The sequence below is a fragment of the Acidobacteriota bacterium genome (assembly GCA_003225175.1).
Classification (GTDB): domain Bacteria; phylum Acidobacteriota; class Terriglobia; order Terriglobales; family Acidobacteriaceae; genus Gp1-AA112.
The window spans coordinates 13,628-38,585 of sequence record QIBA01000069.1; the positions used below are offsets into that span (position 1 = coordinate 13,628).

The 24,958-nt window shown below is 55.9% G+C and carries 17 protein-coding genes; 12 read left to right on the forward strand and 5 right to left on the reverse strand.

The features are described from left to right. Window positions 1–4: 4 nt before the first annotated feature. Genes DMG62_20400 through DMG62_20415 form a run of 4 tightly spaced genes read left to right on the forward strand, consistent with a single transcriptional unit; the run spans window position 5 to window position 4,208 of the window. A complete protein-coding gene (locus tag DMG62_20400) occupies window positions 5–1,000 on the forward strand; it encodes a hypothetical protein (protein ID PYY21072.1) in 996 nt (331 codons plus the stop codon). A gap of 24 nt (window positions 1,001–1,024) precedes the next feature. Next, window positions 1,025–2,125, forward strand: a complete 1,101-nt coding sequence (locus tag DMG62_20405; GenBank protein PYY21073.1) for a sugar kinase — start codon at window positions 1,025–1,027, stop codon at window positions 2,123–2,125. 49 nt (window positions 2,126–2,174) lie between these two features. Continuing rightward, window positions 2,175–3,383: a bifunctional D-altronate/D-mannonate dehydratase gene (locus tag DMG62_20410; GenBank protein ID PYY21074.1), complete on the forward strand. Its 1,209-nt coding sequence runs from the start codon at window positions 2,175–2,177 to the stop codon at window positions 3,381–3,383. Between the two features lie 48 nt (window positions 3,384–3,431). Further along, window positions 3,432–4,208 carry a 2-deoxy-D-gluconate 3-dehydrogenase gene (locus DMG62_20415; GenBank protein PYY21075.1) on the forward strand — a complete coding sequence of 259 codons (777 nt, stop codon included), beginning with the start codon at window positions 3,432–3,434 and terminating at the stop codon, window positions 4,206–4,208. Window positions 4,209–4,270: 62 nt separating this feature from the next. Here DMG62_20415 and DMG62_20420 read toward each other — a convergent pair whose 3' ends face one another. After that, a complete protein-coding gene (locus DMG62_20420) occupies window positions 4,271–6,685 on the reverse strand; it encodes a hypothetical protein (GenBank protein ID PYY21076.1) in 2,415 nt (804 codons plus the stop codon). A gap of 275 nt (window positions 6,686–6,960) precedes the next feature. On the opposite strand from DMG62_20420, the gene DMG62_20425 reads away from it, so the two are divergent. Both DMG62_20425 and DMG62_20430 read left to right on the forward strand, forming a co-directional pair. Further along, window positions 6,961–9,006, forward strand: coding sequence for a hypothetical protein (locus DMG62_20425; GenBank protein PYY21077.1), 2,046 nt, complete (start codon window positions 6,961–6,963; stop codon window positions 9,004–9,006). 262 nt (window positions 9,007–9,268) lie between these two features. Further along, window positions 9,269–11,740, forward strand: coding sequence for a hypothetical protein (locus tag DMG62_20430; protein PYY21078.1), 2,472 nt, complete (start codon window positions 9,269–9,271; stop codon window positions 11,738–11,740). A gap of 97 nt (window positions 11,741–11,837) precedes the next feature. On the opposite strand, the gene DMG62_20435 is transcribed toward DMG62_20430, so the two are convergent. Continuing rightward, window positions 11,838–12,950, reverse strand: coding sequence for a glucose-fructose oxidoreductase (locus DMG62_20435; protein ID PYY21090.1), 1,113 nt, complete (start codon window positions 12,948–12,950; stop codon window positions 11,838–11,840). Window positions 12,951–13,177: 227 nt separating this feature from the next. On the opposite strand from DMG62_20435, the gene DMG62_20440 reads away from it, so the two are divergent. The 4 genes from DMG62_20440 (at window position 13,178) to DMG62_20455 (ending at window position 20,874) form a co-directional block, all read left to right on the forward strand. After that, complete coding sequence (locus DMG62_20440; protein ID PYY21079.1) at window positions 13,178–14,062, forward strand: hypothetical protein; 885 nt, start codon at window positions 13,178–13,180, stop codon at window positions 14,060–14,062. Between the two features lie 118 nt (window positions 14,063–14,180). Further along, window positions 14,181–17,654: a TonB-dependent receptor gene (locus DMG62_20445; GenBank protein ID PYY21080.1), complete on the forward strand. Its 3,474-nt coding sequence runs from the start codon at window positions 14,181–14,183 to the stop codon at window positions 17,652–17,654. 174 nt (window positions 17,655–17,828) lie between these two features. Next, window positions 17,829–19,412, forward strand: coding sequence for an exo-poly-alpha-D-galacturonosidase (locus DMG62_20450; protein PYY21091.1), 1,584 nt, complete (start codon window positions 17,829–17,831; stop codon window positions 19,410–19,412). A 22-nt stretch (window positions 19,413–19,434) separates the two neighbouring features. Continuing rightward, a complete protein-coding gene (locus DMG62_20455; GenBank protein ID PYY21081.1) occupies window positions 19,435–20,874 on the forward strand; it encodes a glucuronate isomerase in 1,440 nt (479 codons plus the stop codon). A gap of 55 nt (window positions 20,875–20,929) precedes the next feature. Here the strand turns inward: DMG62_20455 and DMG62_20460 are convergent, their stop codons facing one another. Further along, entirely contained in the window at window positions 20,930–21,355 is a 426-nt protein-coding gene (locus DMG62_20460; protein ID PYY21082.1) for a hypothetical protein, read from the reverse strand. Between the two features lie 179 nt (window positions 21,356–21,534). Beyond that, on the reverse strand, window positions 21,535–22,038 hold the full coding sequence (locus DMG62_20465; protein PYY21083.1) for a damage-inducible protein DinB: 504 nt from the start codon (window positions 22,036–22,038) through the stop codon (window positions 21,535–21,537). 154 nt (window positions 22,039–22,192) lie between these two features. Between DMG62_20465 and DMG62_20470 the strand changes: the two genes are divergently transcribed. Together DMG62_20470 and pyk are read left to right on the forward strand one after the other, a co-directional pair. After that, window positions 22,193–23,041 carry a YihY/virulence factor BrkB family protein gene (locus tag DMG62_20470; protein PYY21084.1) on the forward strand — a complete coding sequence of 283 codons (849 nt, stop codon included), beginning with the start codon at window positions 22,193–22,195 and terminating at the stop codon, window positions 23,039–23,041. A gap of 102 nt (window positions 23,042–23,143) precedes the next feature. Further along, entirely contained in the window at window positions 23,144–24,682 is a 1,539-nt protein-coding gene (gene pyk, locus DMG62_20475) for a pyruvate kinase (protein ID PYY21085.1), read from the forward strand. A 52-nt stretch (window positions 24,683–24,734) separates the two neighbouring features. On the opposite strand, the gene acpS is transcribed toward pyk, so the two are convergent. Continuing rightward, a partial coding sequence (acpS, locus tag DMG62_20480; GenBank protein PYY21086.1) for a 4'-phosphopantetheinyl transferase occupies window positions 24,735–24,958 on the reverse strand: 224 nt, incomplete at its 5' end.

Genomic DNA, 24,958 nt, shown 5'->3' on the forward strand with positions numbered 1-24,958 from the left:
CGGAATGCGCTTGGAAAGAGCGCGGCGAAAATCAGGCATTCGCAAGGTTCTACATTTCACTCTACAAAATCCAACGACGCAGCTGAGCAATTGGAATGCGAATTTTCGGCATTTGACAAACGATGCTGCTCCTTTGAGAATGCTTTGGCACTTCGTGGAATGGAATTTTGGTTTTGCGTCCCGAAACCCTGCTATGAAGCTACCGCGAGAAACAAACGACAAGTATGTAGTTGAGGCAGTATTGAAGGCGCTCGACGTGCTCGAGAGCTTTCGAGATTCTGAAGAACTGCAGCTCAGCGAGATTTCCAAACGCGTTTCGCTGAACAAAAGTCGCGCGTTCCGCTTGCTGCACACTCTTTGCGAGCGCGGATATGTGGAGCGCGGAACCGATGGTCATCGCTATCGGCTCGGAATCAAGTTGTTCGAGCACGCGTCCAGCCTCCGTCGTGATGTAAAACAGGTTGCGCAACCATACATGCGCAAATTGCAACTGCGATTCAACGAGACTGTAAACCTGGCGGTCTTGCATGGCGGAGAAGTGCTGTACATCGACCTACTGGAAAGCTCGCGGCCCTTTCGCATGTCGGCGATGGTCGGGAGCCGTATGCCGATCGCGAACACTTCGCTTGGCAAGGCACTCATTACTCACGCTGCCGAACACGATCTCGAAGCAGTTTTTGACACTCTCACCCCGACTGAGCTGCGGAAGCTCCGTGCCGAGATGGAGATCGTGAAACGCCGCGGCTATGCGACCGATCAGGAAGAGAACGAACCGGGCGTGGCGTGCATTGGTGCGCCGATTGTGAGTGAGGCAGGGGTTTCGGTAGGCGCGCTCAGCATTTCCGGTCCATCCTCGCGCATCCTGAAACAGGAACGCGAAATTGGCGCAACATTGGCGGCTACCTGTAAGGAGATTTCCCGTCAAATGGGGTTCGCCGAGCGTGGTATGCCGCAGGCTATGCCCAATCGCAATGCAGTCGTCCGACGTGCCGGCAATTAAATCGCAGAACGAGCGAAGCGCCAGATGCCGCCATTGACAACCAAGCCTCAATCAGAATGCAAGTGGGACCTCGTAAGCCTTGGCGAAGTGATGCTTCGCCTGGATCCTTACGACGCACGCATCTCAACCACTCGTACGTTCCGGGTTTGGGAAGGTGGTGGCGAGTACAACGTAGCTCGCGGTCTTCTGCGCTGCTTTGGTATGCGGACGACAGTGGTGACAGCGTTGACGGACAACCCGGTTGGCCGTCTGGTACAAGATCTTATTTATCAGGGGGGCGTCGACCAGTCGCACGTCAAATGGGTTGGCTATGACGGAGTCGGCCGAACAGTTCGCAATGGTCTCAATTTTACTGAGCGCGGCTTCGGAGTGCGCGGAGCCGTCGGCTGCTCCGACCGGGGACACACTGCCGTTTCCCAACTTCGCGCCGGGGACATTGATTGGAACCTTATCTTCGACAAAGAGCGAGCCCGCTGGTTCCACACGGGCGGAATCTTCGCTGCATTGTCGGAGACTACTCCGCAGGTCGCGAAGGAAGCCATGTCTGCCGCTCGAGCGACCGGCGCAATCGTCTCTTACGATTTGAATTATCGGGAGTCGTTGTGGAAGGCGATCGGCGGCAAGAAACGTGCTACTGAAGTCAATCGCGAACTGGTAAAACTCGTAGACGTTCTTATCGGCAACGAAGAAGACTTTACCGCTGCCCTCGGATTCGAAGTCGAAGGTGTCGACGAGCACCTTTCCCAGCTCGATGCCGAGCACTTCCGACGCATGATCGAGCGCGTTGTTGCTGAATCCCCAAATCTGAAAGCAGTTGCCGCCACTCTACGCAATGCGAAAACCGCCACATTCAATGATTGGGGCGCGGTTTGCTATCACGATGGGAAGCTCTATCGCTCGAGCACACGCGAGAATCTAGAGATATACGATCGCATTGGTGGCGGCGATTCTTTTGCATCAGGGCTAATCTATGGATTCCTCGCTGGACGCGATCCACAATGGTCGGTTGAATGCGGCGCCGCGCACGGCGCTCTGGCGATGACTACTCCCGGCGATACTACGATGGCAACGCTCGCCGAAGTCGAGAAGCTTATGAAAGGCGGCAGCGCCAGGGTCGCACGTTAATGACATTTGGGATGGAGACCAAGTCGAATCGATCGACCGACGTATAGAAATGAAGATTAAAGACGCCAAGGTGCTTGTCTGCTCTCCGGGACGGAACTTTGTCACGCTTAAAATTCTGACCGATGAAGGTATCTACGGCCTTGGCGATGCCACACTCAATGGTCGCGAACTCGCAGTCGCGAGCTATCTTAGCGATCACGTAGTTCCGTGCCTGATCGGACGCGATCCTTTCCAGACAGAAGACATCTGGCAGTACTTGTATCGGGGAGCGTACTGGCGTCGCGGGCCAGTGACGATGAGCGCCATCGCAGCAGTAGACATGGCGCTCTGGGACATCAAGGGCAAAGCACTCAAGACACCGGTCTACAACCTGCTCGGTGGCAAGAGCCGAACCGGCGTGATGGTTTATGGCCATGCCAATGGCGCCGACATTAGCGAGACCGTTGATGAGGTTGGTAAGTACATTTCGCAAGGCTACCTGGCAGTGCGAGCACAGTCTGGTGTTCCCGGATTAAAGAGCACCTATGGAGTCGGTCGTGGGCAGATGTTTTACGAGCCGGCGGAAAAAGGCCTCCCGCCAGAGAACTTGTGGTCGAGCGAAAAGTACCTGATGAATGTGCCGAAGTTATTCGAAGCGCTGCGCGTGAAGTTCGGCGACGACGTACACCTGCTGCACGATGCGCATCATCGTCTGACACCGATTCAGGCGGCAAGATTGGGCAAAGAACTCGAGCCTTATCATCTCTTCTGGCTGGAAGACGCTGTACCTGCAGAATTACAAGAGGGCTTCCGGATCGTGCGCCAGCACACGACCACTCCGCTGGCACTGGGAGAGATTTTTGACAGCGTCTGGGACGCCAACATCCTCATCTCCGAGCAACTCATCGACTACTTGCGGATGACGGTAGTTCACGGTGGAGGCATCACGAATCTCAAGAAAGTCGCGGCATTTGCGGACATGTATCACGTCCAGACCGGCTGCCACGGCGCTACAGATCTCTCGCCTGTTACCATGGCTGCCGCCCTGCATTTCGACATCTCGATTCCCAATTTCGGACTTCAGGAATACATGCGGCATACGAAAGAGACCGACGAAGTCTTCCCGCATGCTTACTATTTCGAAAAGGGCTACCTGGATCCTGGCGACAAACCAGGGCTGGGAGTTGATTACGACGAGAAGCTTGCGAAGAAGTTTCCCTACGAGCGTGCATATCTTCCGGTCAACCGCAAACTCGACGGCACTATGTGGAACTGGTAGCGTGCGTTCGATTTGTCGTTCCGAACGAAGTCATGAAAGAGGGACTCTGTGAGTTACGCTCCCCTCGACTTGAGAGGCAAAATTGCCGTAGTAATCGGCGGCACTTCTGGAATCGGGCGTGCGATCGCACATGGACTGGCCGACGCCGGAGCCGACGTGGTTCCTACCTCTCGCCGCGAGGATCAGGTTGAATTCACCGCTAAGGAGATTGAGCAGCGGGGCCGCCGTACTTTGCGTCAGACTTCCGATGTAGCAGATCGCGCATCGTTGGAACGTTTACTACAGCAGGCGGTTTCCCGTTTGGGAAAAGTGGACATTTTGATCAACTCCGCAGGAAAAACCAGGCGCACGCCTACCATCGATGTTCCCGAATCGGAATGGAACGACATCATGGACACGAATCTCACCGGAGTTCTGCGTGCCTGCCAGATTTTCGGACGCCACATGATTGAACGCCGCTACGGGCGCATCGTTAATATCGCCTCTCTAAGTTCATTCGTGGCTTTGTATGAAGTCGCAGCCTATGCTGCCAGTAAGGCGGCCGTCGCATCGTTGACGAAATCGCTGGCGGTTGAGTGGGCGCAGCACGGAGTCTGCGTAAATGCGATTGCTCCCGGCGTGTTCCGCACTCCCCTTAATCAGAAACTCCTCGATGAAACTCCCCGTGGACAGGAATTCCTAACGCGTACTCCAATGAAACGCTTTGGCCAGGTAACGGAGCTTGCTGGCCCCGCCGTGTTCCTATCGTCAGATGCGGCAAGCTTCGTAACCGGAGAAATCCTGTGCGTCGATGGCGGATTCCTCGCCAGTGGAGTGAATCAGTAAGGTGCAGACGTTGTCTGTCCGGAACACGAGCCACCGCGGCGCCGCTTCTGAAGCTCGTTCCGTTATTCGTTGCGCAGCGCGATCATAGGATCTACCTGCGACGAGCGCCACGCAGGCAGTCCGGCCGCGAGGACCATCACTGGCAGTACAACGCCGATTACTCCGATGAATGTGAGAGGATCCGTGCTCTCGAGCCCAAAGAGCATCGTCCGTAATAGCCTGCCAGCGGCTAGCGAGAGCAGCAGCCCGGCGATCACCCCCACCGCCGCCATCTTCGCGGCATCGCCAAGCACCAGCCTGACGATGCTGCTGGGCTGCGCGCCGAGCGCGGAGCGCAGTCCAAACTCCGACGTGCGGCGCGTCGTGAGATAGCTCATCACGGCGTACATGCCGGAAATGGCCAGCAGGAGTGCCAATCCGGCAAAGCTACTCGCGAGTGCGCCGCGGAAGCTTTGCGCGCTAATCGAGTCATTGACCAGCTCAGTCATCGTCGTGAATTTGGTTGCGACCTGTGGATTCATCTCTCGAATCGTCTTCTGCACTGCCGGAATCAAGGCGTCGGGATTTCCCGAACTGCGAACCACGACCTCTACTTCCGCAGCACGTTCAGGATGTTGGCTAAGTGGCACATAAAGCGCAGGCCCAGGTTGCGAAGCCGGGGAATCCTGGCGCACATCACTCACCACGCCAATGACGGTCATGCCTTTCATCGACACGTAGTCAAAGCCGCAAACCAGGCGATGCCCAAGAGGATCCTCATTTGGGAAAGCCTGGCGGGCGAGCGATTCGCTGATCACAACTACAAGCGGACGATTGCCGGCGTCTCCCTCACTAAAGTCGCGTCCACGCAAGAGCCTCATGCCGATGGTCGAGAAATACTCTGGACTGGAAGCGCTAAAATCTGCATGCGGAAGTGTGCGCCAGTCGCCACTTGTGAACGACTGCCTGCCTTCCACAGCCAAGTAACCATTGGAACCATATTCGCCTGTGGGCAGCCCGAATGAGAGAGCGGCGCTGGTTACGCCAGGAAGCTGTCGCAGCCGATCCACCAATTGATCAAAAAATCGTCCTGCTTGCTCGTGTTCCAAGGGCGTATTTGCCGGCATATTCGCGTAGGTCACGAGAATGCCGCTCGTGCGATATCCCAGATCGGCGTCGTGGAGCGCCAGCAAGGTACGAAAGAGCAGCCCTGCGCCAACCGCGAGCACCAGCGAGACAGCAATTTGCGCCATCACTAATCCACCGCGCAAGCGCGACGAGCCACCACCCAGCAACCCGCGAGTTCCACCTTGCTTCAACGCGTCCTGCAGATCCACGCGACTGGCCTGCCATGCCGGTGCAATTCCAAAAGTGAAACTGGTAATCAGCGCTGACAGCAAAGCGAAGGCGAGCACACGCCAATCAAGTGATATGCCGGCGAGCAGGGTTCCAGGCATGAATCGCGCCCCGAGGCTGAGAAGTGTCTTAGTAGCGACTACCGACAAGGCGATTCCGAGCACCGCCGCAAGCGAAGCCAGTACTGCGCTCTCAGTCAGCAACTGAGTAACAAGGTCGCTGCGACTCGCTCCAAGCGCGCTGCGAACTGCAAGTTCACGCGAACGCGCAGTGGCCCGAGCGAGCATGAGATTGGCTACGTTTGCACACGCGATTAGCAGTACCAGTCCGACGGCGCCCATCAGAATAAAGAGCGTGGATCGTACTGGAGCTGAGAGCTGGTCCTGAATGGGCGTAACCCTAAAAGTTTTATTGCCGTTATCGCGCGGAAATGCGAGGGCCAGCCGCTTTGCCAGTGCTTGCAGGCGTGCGTCAGCGACCGAGGTGGTGACTCCGGACCGCAGCTTTGCGACTACATGATAATTGTAACTATTTCGGCTGCGGTTCTCCAGAATGGGTGACATCGCAGCCCAGACCTGTCCCTTATCGGGAAAGTCAAACATCAGCGGAAGAACGCCCGCAATTTCATATGCCTTGCCTCCGATGCCAATCGTTTGCCCCACCGCAGCTGATGCCGATCCGAAGTTGCGTTCTGCGAAGGCGAGGCCTACGACCGCGGAACGATCTACATCTTCCTGAGTGAACAGTCTGCCGGTCAGTGGCGCGATCGAGAACACATGAAAGAAATTGGGATCCACGAAAGCAGCCTGAACAAATTCCGCGCTCTTCCCCAGCTGTACGCCCATTTCCCAGCTCTGGCAGAAACTGAGCGCCTCGAAGGAATCCATGGAGCGCAAATCTTCCAGATCGCCGCCGGTGGTACGCCAGATGGAGCGACCCTCGTTCGTAAATCTCGTATTGATGGCGACAATGCGCTCCACGTCGGGATAGCGCAGCGACTTCAATACCACTCCATCGAGGACACTGAACATAGCTGTGGTGGCCCCGATGCCCAGTCCAAGCGTCACGATAGCCACCGCGGCAAAGCCTGGGTTTAGTCGCAGCATGCGGCCGGCGTAGCGAAGCTGATGAGTAAATGACATAGCAAACTCTCCGGCAGATTAGACGCGACACAAGCGTGCCCGATAGCCACGACGGCCAGCGTGCGGGTGACGTATTAGTACTGGAGGCTGTAGCCGCTCGGTGCGTTTGATACCAGCCCGTACGCCGGCGGAGGGGCCCGACGCTCCGGTATTTACCCGATTTTGATTCATGTAAAGGTACTGAGGCGGCACATCTATAGGCCAAGACCGACAGTACTGCTAGATTCGCTTCGATTCTTGGCGATAATAGCCAAACACCACTCCAAGGGACATCAGTGATTATCGATCCGCAAGATACACGAAAAATCTCTCTGTCATGGCGCGACTACCTGCATGAGATGAAAGAAAGCTGGGCCGTGGCGAGATGGGTGTACCAGGAATTCATTACTCCCGAGAGCCGCCACTGGACCAGGCGAATGCTAGTCTCGCTGGCGATTTCAGTGACCGCACTCAACGGTATCGCGTGGCTGGCGAAGTATCTGGTCGACGGACTTATCCGTCACGACGCACATGCTGTCCGCATGAGTTTCCTCGGCATGGCCGCTTGCGTCCTTATTTATGGATATTTCGATCGGCTGCAGATGATCGCGCGCGAGTACGCGCAGGGGGCGAACCTCACGCAATTGAAGCGGCGTATGAACGAGCTCTTCTTTGAGAAGAGCATGGGACAACATCTGCAGGAAAGCTCGTACCTGAACACAGCGAACATCGAGCGCGGCAAGGGACGCATCGAGCAGCTGGAAAACCTACTCGCCTTCGAGGGCTCGTCCTCGCTCATTTCCTTAACGGTAGCGCTGACACTTTTGTGGTTCCGCGTACCCGCGGCCGCACTTTTCATGTCGCTGCTGCTGCTGAGCTATCTTCTCTGGCTAGTGTATCTCAACCGCAACATTGCCGAGAAATGCGTTCCCTTTGACAAAGAGTTCCGGCGCCTCAATCGCTGGGAGCACGAGCGCTGGGAAAAGATCGAACGGGTAAAGACTTGCGCGAAAGAGGGTGCGGAAATCGCCTATCAGGACCGCGCCTTTCGCAAGGTTCTGGGCGAAGAACGCAAGTTCTGGCTCTGGTTCATCCGCAAAGTTACCTGGCGCGGATATTCCAACCGGTTCGTCCTGCTCGGAACACTCGCATACGGTGCCTGGCGCATATGGCAGGGTGACTGGTCCAATGGTGTTTTTATTCCATTGCTCATGTATGCCACTAAGGTGAGCGAGAGCATCTGGACGATCGGGCACATCGAGCACCAGATCAACTGGAACATGCCGGCCATTCGCACGGCCATGCTAACGCTGAAAGTTCCGCCAGAAGCGATTGACAAACCAAACGCAATTGAACTCAGGCGAAAGAATGGAGTCCGGGTGGAGATGCGCAATGTCTCGTACTCTTACGCGATCGAGAAGCGCGATCTGCCAATGTTGTCCGTAGACGATCCAGAAACGTCGGAATTATGGAGCGACGCAGAAGTCGCGAGCGCGGGGCGGCCGCACCCAGACAATGATAAAGCCGGTACTGTCCAGGCCACGCTATCTGTTCTTCGCAACGTGAGTTTCACTATTGAGCCGGGCGAAAAAGCCGCCTTGATCGGGCCCTCTGGCGCCGGAAAGACTACGATCATGCGCCTTCTCATGCGCTACATGGATGCTACTTCAGGCGCGATTTTGATCGATGGTCACGATCTCCGCGATGTGTGCCTGTCTTCATGGCTCAACATGATTGCCTATGTGCCGCAGCAAGCCCAGGTCTTCGATGGCACCATCCGTGACAACCTGCTCTATCGCTTCACTGACGAACCGATCGAGGTACCTGACGAGGAGCTGTGGGCAATGATGCGCAAGCTGAAGATCGATTTCGGCGATCGTTTGACCAACGGACTCGATACACGAGTCGGTCGGCATGGCATCGAACTATCCGGCGGAGAGCAGCAGCGGCTGATGATCGGCGCAGCCGCCATGCGTAAACCCGTATTCATGGTCGTCGACGAAGCCACAGCGTCGCTCGATGCCACCACGGAAAAAGCTGTGCAGAAAGGGCTGGAGGAGGTCCTTGGCAGAACGATGGGAGCGCTTATCATCACGCATCGTTTGTCCACAGTGCGCCGCCTGTGCACTAAGTTTTTTGTGCTGCGCGACTCGGAGGGACTTGCTTCCGGCGAGTCGCAATTGGAGGCGACAGCAAACTCCTTCGAAGAGCTCTATGAAATCTCGCCAACGTTCCGCATGCTTGCTGACGATCAGGGCGTAGCGATCCTCGGTAGCCCACTGCCGCCGGTGCCGATGCCGATCGGAACGAGCGAGCCGGACGAGAGCATGCAATATGCATAGGACAGCCTGCGGTCGCGGGTAGTGCAGTTGATGGTAGTGTTGTCATTGGGAGTCCAGCAAAATCCAGGGCAACATCAAAAGCAAATGCACCACCTGCTACCGCCGTGGTTCCGTTCATTCCCGAACACCCACATCGCTCCCGCACAGATTGTCTACACAGAAGGCGCTCTCTCCATGCGTCTTTTCAGCAGCTTAGGTACAAGTTCTCTCGGTCTGGAAATTGCTCACTGAAGCTAGCGGTAACTTTCAGGAGAGGTGACTCATGAACGGCTTCCTGCATGATGTGCGTTATGGATTTCGCATTTTGCTGAAGACGCCGATCGTTAGCATTGTGGCGATCGTCACGCTTGCGCTTGGAATCGGTGTCACCACGGCGATCTTCACCTTTGTGGACGCAGGCCTCCTGCGCACCTTGAATTTTCCGAATCCTGACCAACTCGTGCAGATCACCATGGCGAAGCACGGCGAATCGACTGGCAATCAGGCCGCCTATCCGACATATCTGGACTGGCGCAATCAAAACACGGTGTTTTCATCGCTTGCGGCATACTCCAGCAATGGCACGACGATGCACACCCCCACCGGAGTGGAGTTGGTCTCCGGCGGCTTGGTTACAGACAATTTCTTCCAGACGCTTGGAGTTCAGCCTGAACAAGGATCGTGGTTTCATGCCGGCGCTCCGAGCGCCACACACGAGATCGTCATCGGTCACGGGTTTGCACAACGGATATTTGGCGGGAGTGGCGCGATTGGACAGTCACTCACACTGCAGAATTTTTCCGGAAAGGACGAGCCTTACACCGTGGTCGGCATTACTCCAGCGGACTTTGAGTTCGCACCGATCGGACAAGCAGACTTCTTTGCGCTGCCTCCCACGACAGGATTTCTGATCGAGCGCCGTAACCTTCACTGGCTGAATGTCTTCGGACGCCTGAAGCCCGGAATCTCGCAGAAGCAGGCATCGGCGGAGATGGAGACCATTTCAGTGCGTTTAGCTGCAGCGTATCCATTGGCGAATGGCAACCTCACGACTCACCTTCAGCCGCTGCACGATGCCATTGTGGGACAGATCCGGCCCGTGCTCCTGCTGCTTTTCGGTGCAGCCGGATGCGTACTGCTCATCGCGTGTGCGAATATCGCCAATGTTCAGCTTGCCAAAGCCGCAGGACGCGCGCGTGAAGTTGCCGTGCGCCGCGCGGTCGGGGCTTCGGCTGGCCGCATTGCCCGGCAATTTCTGGTTGAAAACGTGCTGCTGTCGTTGATCGCGGGTGCGGCAGCAGTTGCCGTGGCACGCCTCGCGATGATGCTGCTCGTCGCGAGTGTCCCAGCCAGCGTTCGTAACAGCATGCCGTTCCTCGATCGTCTCCATGTCGACGTATCGGTATTGGTGTTCACGTTCCTTCTGGCGGTGATTGCAGGCGTTGCATTCGGACTCGCCCCAGCGCTGCGAGGCGGAAAAGCAAATCTTCATTCCGAATTGGCACAGGATACGCGCACCTCGACTGGGAAGAGCTGGCTGCGTGATGCACTCGTCATCGGCGAAGCTGGATTGGCGGCCATGCTGCTTGTCGGGTCCGGGCTGCTCGTCGTGAGTATGTGGCGACTCGTAAACGTTTATCCGGGATTCAACAGACACAATCTCCTGACGCTTGGATTTCAGGCGCCGCCGTCGCATTATCAGGACCCTGAGCCGCCGAAGACGAATCCCCCTACTCCGCAGCGCTCGACAAAAATAATCGCGTATGAGCGCGCGGTCGAGCAGGCAATCGACGCGATTCCCGGAGTGCAAGGAGTTGCCATTGTGAGCGTGCTCCCGCTCACCTGCGATGGATGCAACACCGTTCGCTTTCGTCCGCAGGGTTATGCCGCGCCAACCAGCGCAGTGCAACCCGAGGCCAACATCCGCGCTATTAGTAATCGCTACTTGTCCACACTTCAGGCGAGGATGCTGAAGGGAAGAATCTTCGACGATCGCGATACCGACATCTCGCCGGAAGTGATCATCGTGAATCGTGCGTTGGCCGACAAGTACTTCGGCGGCGACGCCATCGGCAAGACTTTGACTTTCACCTTTTCCCCAACGCAGAAGCCGCGCGAAATCGTCGGCGTGGTGGACGAAATTAAAGACGGATTTTTCGACACTCCCGACACTCCCACGATCTACGACCCTTTTGCCCAGGCTGCAAACACTTTCGGAAACCTGATCGTGCGCACCTCGGGTGATGCCGGAGTCCTGGCGGAGAGCGTCCGCCGGTCGCTGCTGCAGCTCGACCCCGACACCGCGATCTTTCGCATCGGTACCCTGGATTCCAAAGTGGAAGGCTCAGTACCGATGTTTGTGCGACGCCTGCCCGCGATGCTGGTCACACAATTCGGCATCCTGGCGCTGCTGTTGGCGGCAGTCGGCGTCTATGGCGTAGTGTCGTATTCAGTGTCGCAACGAACGCGCGAGTTTGGAATCCGCATGGCGCTCGGCGCTAACACTCGGCAAGTGCTGCGCCTTGTAATGGGGCGCGGCGTTCGTCTGGTCGGCGTGGGCGCGTTGCTTGGCTTGGTTGGAGCAGCTGCACTGGCAAAGGCCGAAGCCAGCCTGATCTATGGTCTTCGAGTCCGCGACAGCTTGATGTTTGTGTCGGCAGCCTTTCTGATCTTCGTCATTGCGCTGGCGGCCAGCTATATTCCCGCGCGAAGAGCGGCTCGCCTGCATCCGCTGGACGCGCTGAGGTATGAGTAGGGAAGACGGCTAGCATGAAGCGGAGCGCCCGGCGAATGTGGCAGGCTGCCAGTTCTTCGTATGCCGCGGCGAGGGCCGCCCGGCCTCCCGTGTCTTCCTAGTTTTTGACGAGCGTGCGCTTGCCTGTTCGCGCAGCTTCGTATACAGCAGTGATGATCTGCATGTCACGACGGCCCAGTTCTCCGGGCACAGGAGTGTCGCGTCCAGTGCGCACGCAATCGGCGAAGTCGTCCATCTGAGCCGCTTGCTGGTTGATCGCGGGATAAATCAGCGGCCCGCGACTGGTTTCGCAAACGATGTCACGATAATTGAACGCGTGCTGCTTGAAATCGATCCAGCCCTTCGAGCCTTCCGCGCGGAAGGTGTCGGAGGAGTGGTTGAAACTCGTCACCGCATCGCAGCTCGCACCGTTGGGGAACTCCATCGTCCAACGAATCGTCTCTTCCACTTCATTAAAGAGTTCCGGTTTGGTCTTCGCCTCCTCGTGGGCTGTAACCGCGATCGGAGCGACGCCATTGGCTGCCATGCAAGCTCCATGAACAATGTAGATGCCGAGGTCCATCATAGGGCCACCGCCCGCCAGTTTCTTGTCAATGCGCCAGGCGCGCTCGCCGAAGACGAAGCCGCGGTCTCCCGTCATTTTCATGAATGGGCCAAAATCCTGGTCGCGGGCCAGTCGCATCAACTCGCGATGATAGAGGTCGTAATGCAGACGGTATCCGATCGCGAGCTTCACCTTCGCAGCCTTGCATGCAGCAATCATGCGGTTGCAATCGGCGACGGAGGTCGCCATCGGCTTCTCTGAGATCACGTGTTTGCCGGCCTTGGCCGCGCGGATAGTGAATTCCGGATGCAGTGCTGGGGGAGTGACAACGTAGACGATATCGATGTCAGAATTGTCTGCGATGTGGTCGAAGTTTTCGTAATTGTAGATGTTTTTCTTATTGAGCGCGTAATCGGCCGCCCAGCGTTCTCCCTTTTCTGGATGTCCCGTAACGACACCCGCCAGATAGCAATTTTTGCTCTCGCGCAAAGCCGGGCCAAGTTGACCCGAGGAGTACCTGCCCAATCCGAGGAGGGCAACACCAAGCTTGCGATCAAGCGGTTTGCTTTGGCCGTGCAGCCCAGTTATTGCCAGGGCAGCTGTGGCCCAAGTCAGATCGCGCAGGAATTCACGTCGGGACCGCGAAGCGAAATAATTCTTGGGCATGCTCATAAAGCGCGAATTGTACGCCCGCTTGCATCCAGCAAAACGGGCACGAAAAAAGCTGCTGAGTCCGGTCTATGTCCAAGGCCACCGGACCAGCAGCTAACCTGCGTGCGTGCGGTACATATTGCGATGGAGCGGCACTTGTGTCAAACGGGTATTCTTGAAAAGAATCTTTAGCCCAACTAAAGTGTTGGCGCCATTAATTCAGCGCGTCTGGAAAAGTTCCTATGGATGTGCATCAGCTCGAGGTGTTTCTCTCGGTTTTGGATACCGGCAGCGTAACCAGAGGCGCGGAGCGAGTGCATCTCTCTCCCGCTGCGGTGAGCCTGCAGCTCCAGGGCCTGGCGGAGCATCTGCAAACGGAGCTCTTTGTGCGCTCCGGGCGCAAGCTTGCGCCTACATCGATGGCGTATCGCCTGGCAGAACATGCGCGTACAGTGATCGACCAGATGCGGCGCATAGAATCCGACTTCCATGGCGCTGCGCAGGAGGACACTCGCCCGTTCCATTTCGCCACGGGTGTAACCACGCTGGTGTATCGGTTGGGGCGTCCCTTGCGCATGCTTCGCAAGCAGTATCCGCAGACCGAGTTGCACGTAACCGTGGCCAATACCGAGGAGATTGTCGCTGGGCTGCTCGATCGTCATTTCGATTTGGGACTGATTTCGCTTCCTGTTTCGGAGCCGACTATCACGACCATCCCCTTATTTGACGAAGATTTGCTCGTAGTACGGCCCTCGCAGACTAAAGTGCGCGGAGGGCAGATCGGATCAATTCGCGTTTCGGATCTGGCGCGCGTTCCTTGGCTCCTGTATCCGAAGCAGAGCAATATGCGGACGATTATCGACGCATTTTTCGCGCAGGTCGGCATCGAACCGAATGTCGCAATGGAAGCAGCCGACACTGAAGCTATCAAGAGACTCGTTGAGTCTGGCTTTGGCTACTCGATCCTGCCGGCGTTCTCGCTCAAGGGACAGTCGCGCTTCTTTCACACCATGCGAATCGCCGGACACAAGCTCGTGCGCAACCAGGCTCTGGCGATGGTCAATGCAGCGTATCCTCGTGCGCTAACGCTTACAATTGCCGACCACATTCGCCGCTCACTGCAATGATTGTTTTGCAATCTTCTCCTCGTCATGCCCATCAGCCTTCCCGGTGGGGCTGCTTAAGTTTTTCTTAAGTAAACGTTTTATTACTCTGAGCTTGACAGTGTCTCCGAACCCTAACATCATGCGCTCGCATACTGCTCAAGCCCAAGCAACACAATGTCGTGCGGAGAAGTGTCTGCGGGGTGCCGGGCTAGCGGGAATGGGGCTCAAGGATTCGAAAAAACTAAATGAAAAGATGACACGAGCGGCCAGCACATCGAGGTGGCTGACTGGCAGCCGCGGTCAGGAGAGTGCGGTCATGAAGAAGCAAGCGTGGTTGCTCATGTTCTTCCTCCTGTCGTTCAGCGCAGTTTCACTTGCCCAAGGACTGGGCAGCATCGTCGGTACTGTGAGCGATCCTTCGGGAGCCGTTCTGTCGGGCGCGAAGATTACAGCGACGGAAATCGGCACGGGGCTTGTACGGGCTACGTCCGCTGACTCCCAGGGATATTACGTAATCAGCTCGCTGAAACCGGCGCAGTACACGGTGAGCATTGAGTCTTCGGGTTTCCGCACTTCCAAGCAAGAAGTAACGCTGCTTGCCAACCAGGCCTTGACGGTAAATGGCACGCTTCCACTGGGTGCGCCTACCGAAATTGTCGAGGTGACCGGCACTGGCGTGCAGGTCGACACTAGCACCTCCACCTTGAAAAATGTGGTTGAGCAAACGCGTATTACCGAACTGCCGTTGAATGGACGCAACGCCGCCACGCTTACACTCACGACTGCAGGTTCAGTTCAGGGCCCAAGCGGTGGCGCTGACCAAGGCACGACCAAGACTTTTCCTGGTGCGGTGACTCTAAACGTCAACGGCGCGCGCCAGAACCAGATCAGCTATCAGCTCGATGGCGGCAATTATGTTGACGAGTACACAAATGTCAACCAGCCTTTTCCTAACCCCGATGCGCTGCAGGAATTCAGTATCCAGACCAGTAACTACAGTGCGGAATATGGACAAAACGCGGGCGCAGTAGTAAACGTGATTACCAAATCGGGAACGAATGCCCTGCACGGCAGTGCGTTTGAATTCGTGCGCAACGCGGTGTTCAACGCAAGAAATTGGGCAGCGCCTCTGACACTGCCGAACGGTTCGCCCACAAAGGATATGGGCCGCGACCAACTTAAGCGGAACCAGTTCGGCGGTACGATCGGCGGTCCCATCATCAAGGACAAGACCTTCTTCTTCAGCTCTTACCAGGGCACACGCCTGCGCAACCTGGGTAACGTGACCCAAACTACAGTGCCAACGGTTGCCCAAAGAGCAACAGCCGCCGATCCAGCGGTAATAAACCTCCTGAAGGGGATTCCAATAGGCGACGCCGCGGGCAAACTGAGTTTCGCTAAACCCGACCATCAGGACTTTCATGACCTGCTCGGCAAAGTGGATCACGTACTAACCGACAAAGATCGACTCTCCGCACGTTACGCCTACGACCGATTTACCAAGCTGGCAGTGTTCGACCCGGCCAACTTTTTGACATATACCGACGGCTCAACCATAACCTCACAAAACATTCTGCTGCACGAGAGTCACGTCTTTAATCCACACCTGCTGAACGATGCTCGCTTTAGCTTTTCTCGCGAGAAGGCAAGTCGTGGCCCGGCCGCCAACGCGATCAGCGTTGCCGATTTGGGAGTAGCCTTGCCCTATGAGCCCGTAAAGGCAATTCAGCAGATCCGGGTCAATGGTGGATTTAGCTTCGGAGATAACCCTCCGGCATCGTTTGTGCGCAACAATTTCACTTGGAGCGATGACGTAAGCTGGGTCATTTCCAAGCATGAGCTGCATTACGGCGGAACGCTCGAGCGCAGCCGCGTCGATCTGGACAACAAGTTCTTCCAGCCGGCTGAGTTTAGCTTCGACGGGTTCGCTAATTTGATGGCAGGAAAGTTGACTGACTATAGCGGCAACCCCGCCTTCCGGCAGGGCGCAGGAGAATTCAAGAATAACCGCAACACCTTCGCGGGTCTCTACATTCAGGACAATGTCAAGGTAAACCGCAGGTTGACGGTGAATCTTGGATTGCGATGGGAGCCAGGGCGCGCGCAACGCGAACTCAAGAATCGTTGGACGCAGTTTAGGTTGCCCGACCTTATCGCCGGAGTACATTCAACGGTATTTCCAAACGCGCCTGCGGGACTATTCTTTCCTGGCGACAATGGCTTCCCAGACAACGGGCTTCGCGACAGCATGAATAACTTCGCTCCGCGGCTCGGCTTCGCTTGGGACGTTTTCGGCGACAGCAAGACTAGTTTGCGCGGCGGCACGGGCATCTTCTATGACACCCGGATAAGCGGTATGAACAATAACCGGTTCGTGGATTCGACGCCTTTTAGTCCGCAGCTGTTTCTCCAAACAGGCGCCGTCGGAGCAGGCCCCGGCACGTTTGCTGATCCGCTTTGCACCCAGACTGCGACTCAGACGCTGCAGAAATGCACGAGTCAAACGACCGCCTATCCTTTTCCAGCTGTTTTCCCGCCTCCGAAGAATGCTCCTTTCCGGCAAAGCGACCTTTATTTGGGGTGGGATCCAAATCATAAGTGGCAAGTGCCAACGATCTACAACTGGAATTTGGTACTGGAGCGCCAATTGCCGGCCAGCTTGCTCGTGCGCGCCGGCTATGTGGGTTCGCACACTTCCCACCTGGGCGAAACCATCAACGAGAACCCATGCGTTCCGTCCGCTACCGTCACATGCGCGGGTGCGATTCGAAGGTTGAACCTTGTGAAGCCTGCAGCTGACGTCTCGTTTGGCGATCTTCAAATCGTCCCTTATGACGTAAATTCAAGCTACAACTCGTTGCAGCTGACCGCGGAACGGCGCGCTAAAAGTCTGACCATTACGGGAAGTTACACGTGGTCGAAGAGTATTGACGATCTGCCGCCAGGGCAGGGTCTCTACGGTTTCGATGGAACCTATTCGGCAAGACCGTGGGACGATCCTTTGCGACATGCTTTTGATCGAGGGCCGTCGGAGTTTGATCATCAGCATCGTTTCGTATCGTCTTTCGTTTGGCAGTTACCGGGTTTGAACGGAATGAACGGGTTCATTCGCAACACTCTGGGAGGTTGGCAGTTCAGCGGATTAGTGTCGGCACAGACCGGGCGACCGCTCACGGTTCTTTCAGGAGCAAACAGTAATAGTGGTGGCTCCAGAGCTGGACTCGGTCAAGATCGGCCGAATCTCGGAGGAAATGCGTATGGTGCTGGAGCGTGTCCAGCTACGGGTACCACGGCCTGCCGCGACTGGCTCAGTCCTGCGGCGTTCGTGACCAATCCGGCCGGTACCTTCGGCAATGTCGGCAAAGGAAGCTTGCGCTATCCCGGCTACTACGATTGGGATATGGGACTCGGCAAGAACTTCAAGTTCACGGAGCGCGTGGGCATGCAGTTCCGAGCCGAGTTCTTCAACGTCTTCAATCGCGTCAACTTCGACGAAACGGCTGTCTCGGGTACGGGCAATTTCCTGAAGCTGAATTCCGCCGGTAATTTTGGTGCCCTGCGTTCAGCATTGGATCCTCGTATCGGACAACTTGGACTGAAGTTGAATTTCTGATCTGAAACTTCCTGAAAACCGCATGCGAAGTCTGGCTTAAGTCGGCCAGACTCCGCACCTGTGTTTTCACATCCGGGGACGAGTTGTATTACGTGAGTGAAGGCGGCGGCGTAGAAACTAATCTGCACAGGAGAACCGTTGAGTTCAAATCAGGAGAGTACGCGCAGAAAATTTCTGCATCTTACAGCTGCCGGCATTGCTGGCGCAGCGGCCGGGGCGGCTACAACATCGTCAGCGCAGGATCCACCTAGAACATCTCCGGCTCCTGGTGCGCCGGGCGTTCAAACTTTCTTTGACGTTCGTGCTTTCGGAGCCAAGGGCGATGGCACTACCGTAGATACTCCAGCAATTAATAAAGGTATTGAAGCCGTAGCCGCCGCGGGAGGAGGAACTCTACATTTTCCCGCGGGCACTTATCTTTCCTACACCATTCGTCTCAAGAGCAAAGTTGCCCTTTATCTCGATCAAGGAACCACCATCCTTGCTGCGGAGACCGGACCTGGCGGCCAATACGACGCGGCGGAGCCGAACCAGTGGGATCATTATCAGGATTATGGCCACAGCCACTGGCGCAACAGTCTCATTTGGGGAGAGGACATTCACGACTTTTCCATCATCGGTCCTGGCCTCATCTGGGGAAAAGGTCTTAGCCGCGGTACCCGTCAGGGGCCACGAGCTGAGGATCCCGGCGTAGGGAACAAGGCGATCTCGCTAAAGAACTGTCATAACGTCATCCTTCGCGATTTTTCCATTCTGCACGGGGGCCATTTCGGGATCTTGGCCACAGGAGTGGACAACTTCACGATCGACAATCTAATGGTCGATACAAATCGCGATGGCATCGATATCGATTGCTGCCGCAACGTGCGCGTCATCAACTGCAGCGTAAACTCTCCTTGGGATGACGGAATCTGCCTAAAGAGTTCCTTCGGTCTTGGATATGCGCGCGCCACAGAAATGGTCACGATCAGCGATTGCCTGCTCACAGGAAGTTTCGAAGAAGGAACCTTGCTCGACGGCACTTGCAAGCCGTTTCCGGCTGACGCAAACATTCCCCGAAACGGCCGCATTAAATTTGGCACGGAATCCAATGGCGGTTTCAAGCGCATCACCATCACGAATTGTGTATTCGATGGTTGTAGAGGCCTTGCGCTTGAGGCGGTTGATGGAGCCATCCTGGAAGACATATCGGTTACAAACATCAGCATGCGCGATATCGTCGATGGCCCGATTTTCATCCGCCTCGGCGATCGCATGCGCGGGCCTGAGGGCGTTCCGGTCGGAGCGTTGCGGCGGGTGATTATCAACAACATCGTTTGCTCTAACGCCGCATCGAACATTTCTTCCCTTTTCAGTGGACTCCCTGGACATCCAATTGAGGAGTTGAAACTGAGTAACATCTTGATTGAGCACCGCGGCGGAGGTACCCCGGCGCAGGCGACGCTGCAGCCGCCCGAGGAAGAGCGAGAGCGGTATCCGGAGCCAAAAAGGTTCGGAGATACCCCATCTCACGGATTCTTCATTCGCCACGTAAACGGAATCGAGATGAGCGATGTGAAGATTCTCGTGCAGCGTGAGGATGCACGTCCGGCATTTGTCCTGGAGGATGTGCGTGGCGCCGATTTCTTTCGCATTAAGATTCCGAAAACGGCCAATACATCCACATTCGCATTAAAAGCCGTCGAAGACTTTAACGTGGGCCAATGTAATAACGTGTCTGACACTCACATCGACAAAGCCGAAAACAAGAAATTGTAGAAATTTTTGTAAGGTCATCAATATGGGATTCATTTCTGAAAACTTTCTGCTGAGGACAAAAGCCGCCCGCCATCTGTATCGTGAGTACGCTGCCGATCAGCCGATCCTGGATTATCACTGCCATCTTTCGGCGAAAGAGATCGCGGACAATCATCGTTTCCGCGATCTCACGGAAATCTGGCTTGAGGGAGATCACTATAAATGGCGCGCGATGCGTGCAAATGGAGTACCAGAGCGGTACTGCACGGGAAATGCCAAGCCGTATGAGAAGTTCCTCGCCTGGGCGCGAACCGTGCCACATACACTTCGCAATCCGCTTTACCACTGGACCCATCTTGAATTGAAGCGCTATTTTGGGATCGATAAACTGCTCGATGAGAACAGCGCGGAAGAGATCTGGAATCGTGCAAACGAACAACTTGCGCAGGGGCATCTGAGAGTTCAGGGAATCCTGGAAAAGTTTCGCGTGGTGGCGGTTTGCACCACGGATGATCCCGTCCACACTCTCAAACATCACGAGCGAATCCGAAACGCGGGACTCGTGACCGCGGTCTTTCCCACGTTTCGGCCCGATCGTGCTCTGCACATCGAGAATCCTTCTTCATTCAATGACTGGACTGATCAGCTCGCCGCAGCAGCCAATATAAACATTGCGAAATATTCGGATTTTCTCGCTGCACTAAGCAAGCGTCACCAGGATTTTCACGATCAGGGCTGCCGTCTTTCCGACCATGGGCTGCAGCAATGCTATGCCGATCCATGCACGGAAGTGGAAGCCTCGGCGATCTTTGATAAGGCGCGCGGCGGGCAGCAGCCCAGCGATCAGGAAGTTAAGAAATTTGCCAGTTTCCTCATGCTCTTTTTCGGGCATCTCGATGCCGAGAAAGGATGGACCAAACAGCTCCACCTTGGCGCCTATCGCAATGCCAATACACGTGCCCTCAAGACCCTCGGCCGTGATACGGGCTTCGATGCGATCGGCGACTGGCCCCATGCTGATGCGTTCGCTCGTTACCTTGATCGCCTCGACCACGACAATCGGCTGCCTAAGTTGATTGTGTACAACTTGAATCCTGCCGACAATTACGTCTTCGCGACCATCGCCGGCAGCTTCCAGGACGGTTCTATTCCGGGAAAGCTGCAATTCGGCAGCGGATGGTGGTTCCTCGACCAGAAGGAAGCCATGGAGTGGCAGATGAACGCGGTATCCAATTGCGGATTGCTCTCGCGCTTCGTTGGCATGGTGACCGACTCGCGCTCGTTCATGTCGCATCCCCGGCACGAGTACTTCCGCCGCGTGCTCTGCAACCTCATTGGCACTGAGGTCGAAGCGGGAGAGCTGCCTGATGATGATGAGTTGGTGGGGACGATGATCCGGAATATCTGCTTCGAAAACGCAGCGCGTCTGCTGGAGCTTCCTATTCCGGAACAGTCGCGGATTGCCGTGAGTTCAACTCGCTAGTCGCTAAACTGTGAGGCCTATCGATGGCAGTTTGTATGGCAGATAACTTTGATCATTAAGCGCAGGACGCACTCGCCGTGAGCGGACTCTGAGACAACTTGGCTGAAGGTGCCATTCGCGGTTGGTGAATGGCACGACATAGTAAATCCAGCATTTCTGAAAGCGAGCACACCTCGAACTGCTCTTTCAGGTTCGTGATTTCAAGCACTTCCTCAACCAGGGGAGCCAGATTCATCAATTTGAACTGAGTTCCAGTCTCTGTCGCCCAGTTCCGCAGCGAGACGAGCGTTCCCAAACCGGCCGCATCCACAGAACTCACGCCAGCCAAGTCAAGCACTACTGTACGAATCTCGGGTGGGGCGAGTACCGCCTCGCGCAGCTCTTCGCTGTCTTCCACCGTGATCCGTCCCGCGCAGCGAAGGACGGCCACGTCCCCCAGGATCTGGATTGTCAGATTTAGCTTGGTCACTTCCTTAAACACTTCATTCCTCTTCTTTCCTGGCTACGTTTGTTAGACGTAACTCGTTCCCATTTGTTACGCACGGGCCGACAAATAAGATTCAAAGTGGCCCGCAACATTCTATGTTCCAAGCAGTTGGCAGCTTTTGCACAGCTTCGTTTCGTGGGGACGAGCCGCGAGAAGGCCGCGGCGAAATTCCCTTACTTGAACGCGGCCATCTCATCAGCTGACGGTCCATAGACTCCGGGAAACACGACGTTGTTCTGTCGCAGGTACACAGTGAGTTGCGCACGATGATGCACCTGGTGACAGATCGTAGTTTGCAATAACAGGTTGCGAATGCCACCAAAGACCTCTTGACCTTTGAACGTCAACCTCCAGGATTTCGCCAAATGCTCTTCTGAGGCATTCGCGATCGCTTGCCGAGCTTCACTCGCTCGTTCTTCGAAGCCTGCGAGCAGTTCAGTTCGTGTCGTTGGCGAGAATGGCTTCAAATCCGAGGTCGTCAGTTCCATCTCGTTGGTTTGGATAATCGTGGTCAGAAAATTCGGAAGCTCCGCGACATGGGAAGCCAGACGCCCTAAGCTCATCGACTTTTCATGCGGCTTCCAGGCAAATTTGTCCTGTGGGACGACCTCAAGAATGCGTCGCGTATTCTGGACTTCCTGATCGTAGTGCGGTAACAACAATTCATTGACTTTCATAGCGTCCAGGAGTGTAACACGCGAAGCGAATAAACAGCGAACATGTGTGTAAAAAGATTGTAAAAGATGAGAGAGGAACACAGTCTCTTGTGTCCAATCTCGGTCGAGGTGCGCGGCATATTTTTACACTGAGGGTTCGTATACCCTCTGATGAATGCTCCATCTGGTCGGACACTTCCGTAGGGCGGTGTGGCGAGCGTTCCAGCATGAAGCCTTCGCCACTGCCAAGGGGGCGGCTTACTCTTCGATCCTCACAGTATTTCCTGGGTTCCTGATCCTGGCTTCTATTGTGGCCGTCTCCGGCGATACGACAAAGCTCACTCGGGAGATCTCATACGCGCTGGGAAAAGTCCTACCGGCTGGGACGAATGCCCTGGCGCTCGCATACTTCAACAGCAGCAATATTCGACCTGTACGGGTGATCATTTCAGCCTCGCTGGTGATGCTCACTGCGGCGAGCGGTGTGTTGGTCTCCTGGATGTCGGCCTTCCGGCGGGCATATGGGATTCAGGTAAACCCCTGGAGTTTCTGGAAGGAGCGTGCGGTTGCCCTGCTACTGGTTCCTCTCTCAATGATACCTTTGGGATTTGCAACGGTACTGGTGGGCTTCGGGAATCAATTGCAGAACTGGCTGGCGGCCCATACCATCTACGAACTGCGCGGAGCCGTTTTGCTACTTTGGGCTTGGGGACGATGGTCGATCGGGGTGCTAACCAGCATTGCCGTAATCGCTGTGATCTACCACATGGCTATACCTCGCACGCAATCCTGGCGAAGGGTTTTGCCCGGAGCCTTCCTGGCAACGGCGATGTGGTTTGCCGCCACGATCTGCTTTGGATGGTATATCACCAATTATGCAAATTATGCGGTCCTCTATGGCTCTCTGGCAGCCGTAATAGCCCTACTGGTCTGGTTGTACATTGTTTCTATCGTTGTGCTCATCGGAGCGGAATTCAACGCGCTGGTTTTTCCCAAATGCGATGCAAATTCCGAGGCAGAGTAGTTTTGATTCGTTAGCAATTGAAACGTTTTAGTCACACACCTTCCAAGTTATGCAATACGCCTCAAAAAGCAAAATGATTTAGCATAGAAACAACTCACGAGCATGACCGCATCTGCAGTAGTCCCCGAGCATCCTGAGGTCCGACGCAAGGCCAAGATCGTCTGCACGCTTGGGCCAGCGAGCAGTTCTCCAGCAGTGGTTCGCGAACTGATTCGCGGCGGCATGGACGTGGCCCGGCTGAATTTCTCCCACGGCACGCATGAGGAAAAAGCCAAGCTTATTGCGACGATTCGTGAGGTGGCTGCTTCCGAATGCAAGGCTATCTGCATTCTTCAAGATCTCCAAGGGCCGAAGATCCGTACCGGGAGGCTGAAATACCGGACCCCCATTGCCCTGAAAGCTGGATCACGAGTCACGATTACGCCCAAGGATGTTGCGGGGACAAATTCGATCATCTCGACGACATTCAAGACGCTGGCGCGAGAGGTGCAGCCGGGCGCTCGCATTCTCCTTTCCGACGGGTTGATCGAACTGCGTGTGCGCTCGATCCAGGGTGATGACGTCGAATGCGAAGTCGTGAATGGCGGGCTTTTGGGCGAGCACAAGGGCATCAACCTTCCGGGGACGGTGGTCAGCGTTCCCTCGCTCACAGAAAAAGATGAAAAAGATCTCGAGTTCGGGCTTGCTCACGCAGTCGACATGGTGGCCGTGTCGTTCATTCGTACCGCCGCTGACGTGCAGGCGGTCCGCGAAAAAATCAAAGAGTTCCGCGGCGACGTATGGGTTATCGCCAAACTCGAGAAGCCGCAAGCCATTGAGCACTTGGAAGAAATTCTCGAAATCTCAGACGGCGTGATGGTCGCGCGCGGCGATCTCGGGGTCGAGATGCCACCCGAGAAAGTTCCGATCATTCAGAAACACGTGATTCGTCGTGCGGCCGCCTGGCGCAAACCGGTAATCACCGCCACCCAGATGCTGGAGTCGATGATCGAGAATCCGCGCCCGACACGCGCGGAGGCCAGCGATGTTGCCAACGCCATCTTCGACGGCAGCGATGCGGTGATGTTATCGGGAGAAACGGCAAGCGGAAAATATCCGCGCGAAGCCCTTCGCATGATGGCAAAGATCATCAGCGAAACCGAAAGTCAGATGGCCGCCGAGCCCACGCATCGACGTCGCAGCAACGGGAAGCTCTCGATCTCCGAAACAATCTGCGAGTCGGTGGCGCACGCGGCTCAGGAACTTGATATGCGCGCGATTTCTGTTTATACCGAAACCGGAACGACAGCGCGGCTCATCTCAAAGTACCGGCCAAAGACAGATATTTACGCCTTCTCCTACGTGCCTGGAGTTTGCAATCGTGTGAATTTACTCTGGGGCGTCACACCGATGATTTGCGATCATACGCCCGTCACCGATGACATGGTACGTGGCGCCGAGCGTTTGCTTTGGCAGCGCGGTGTTGTACATAACGGTGACGTAATCGGAATCGTAGCCGGTACCCGCACTGCGAGCGGATCGACAAACTTCCTGCGCCTGCACGTAGTCGGCAGCATGGATTTTGCACTGGATGGAACCGGCAAGGAGCGGCGCAGATCCTCGCGTGCGACGAAGCTCCTTCCAGAGCGGCGAAAGACTTAATCGTGAACGGAACGGCCGGGCGACCAGCGCTCCGTTGTTTTAGAACTCTGCCCTATTTGCCGTCTTCGAAAATCACAATCGCCATCGCCGTGCTCTCAGTGTGAGTTACAGAAAGCGAAACTCGCTTGACCCCGAGCTTCTGAGCGATTTCAGAAGTCTTCCCTGCAAGTCGCACGATTGGGCGCCCGCCGGATTCGTGAGCCACTTCGATGCTGGCCCACGTAACTCCGCGGGATGCTCCAGTTCCTAACGCTTTCATGGCCGCTTCCTTGGCTG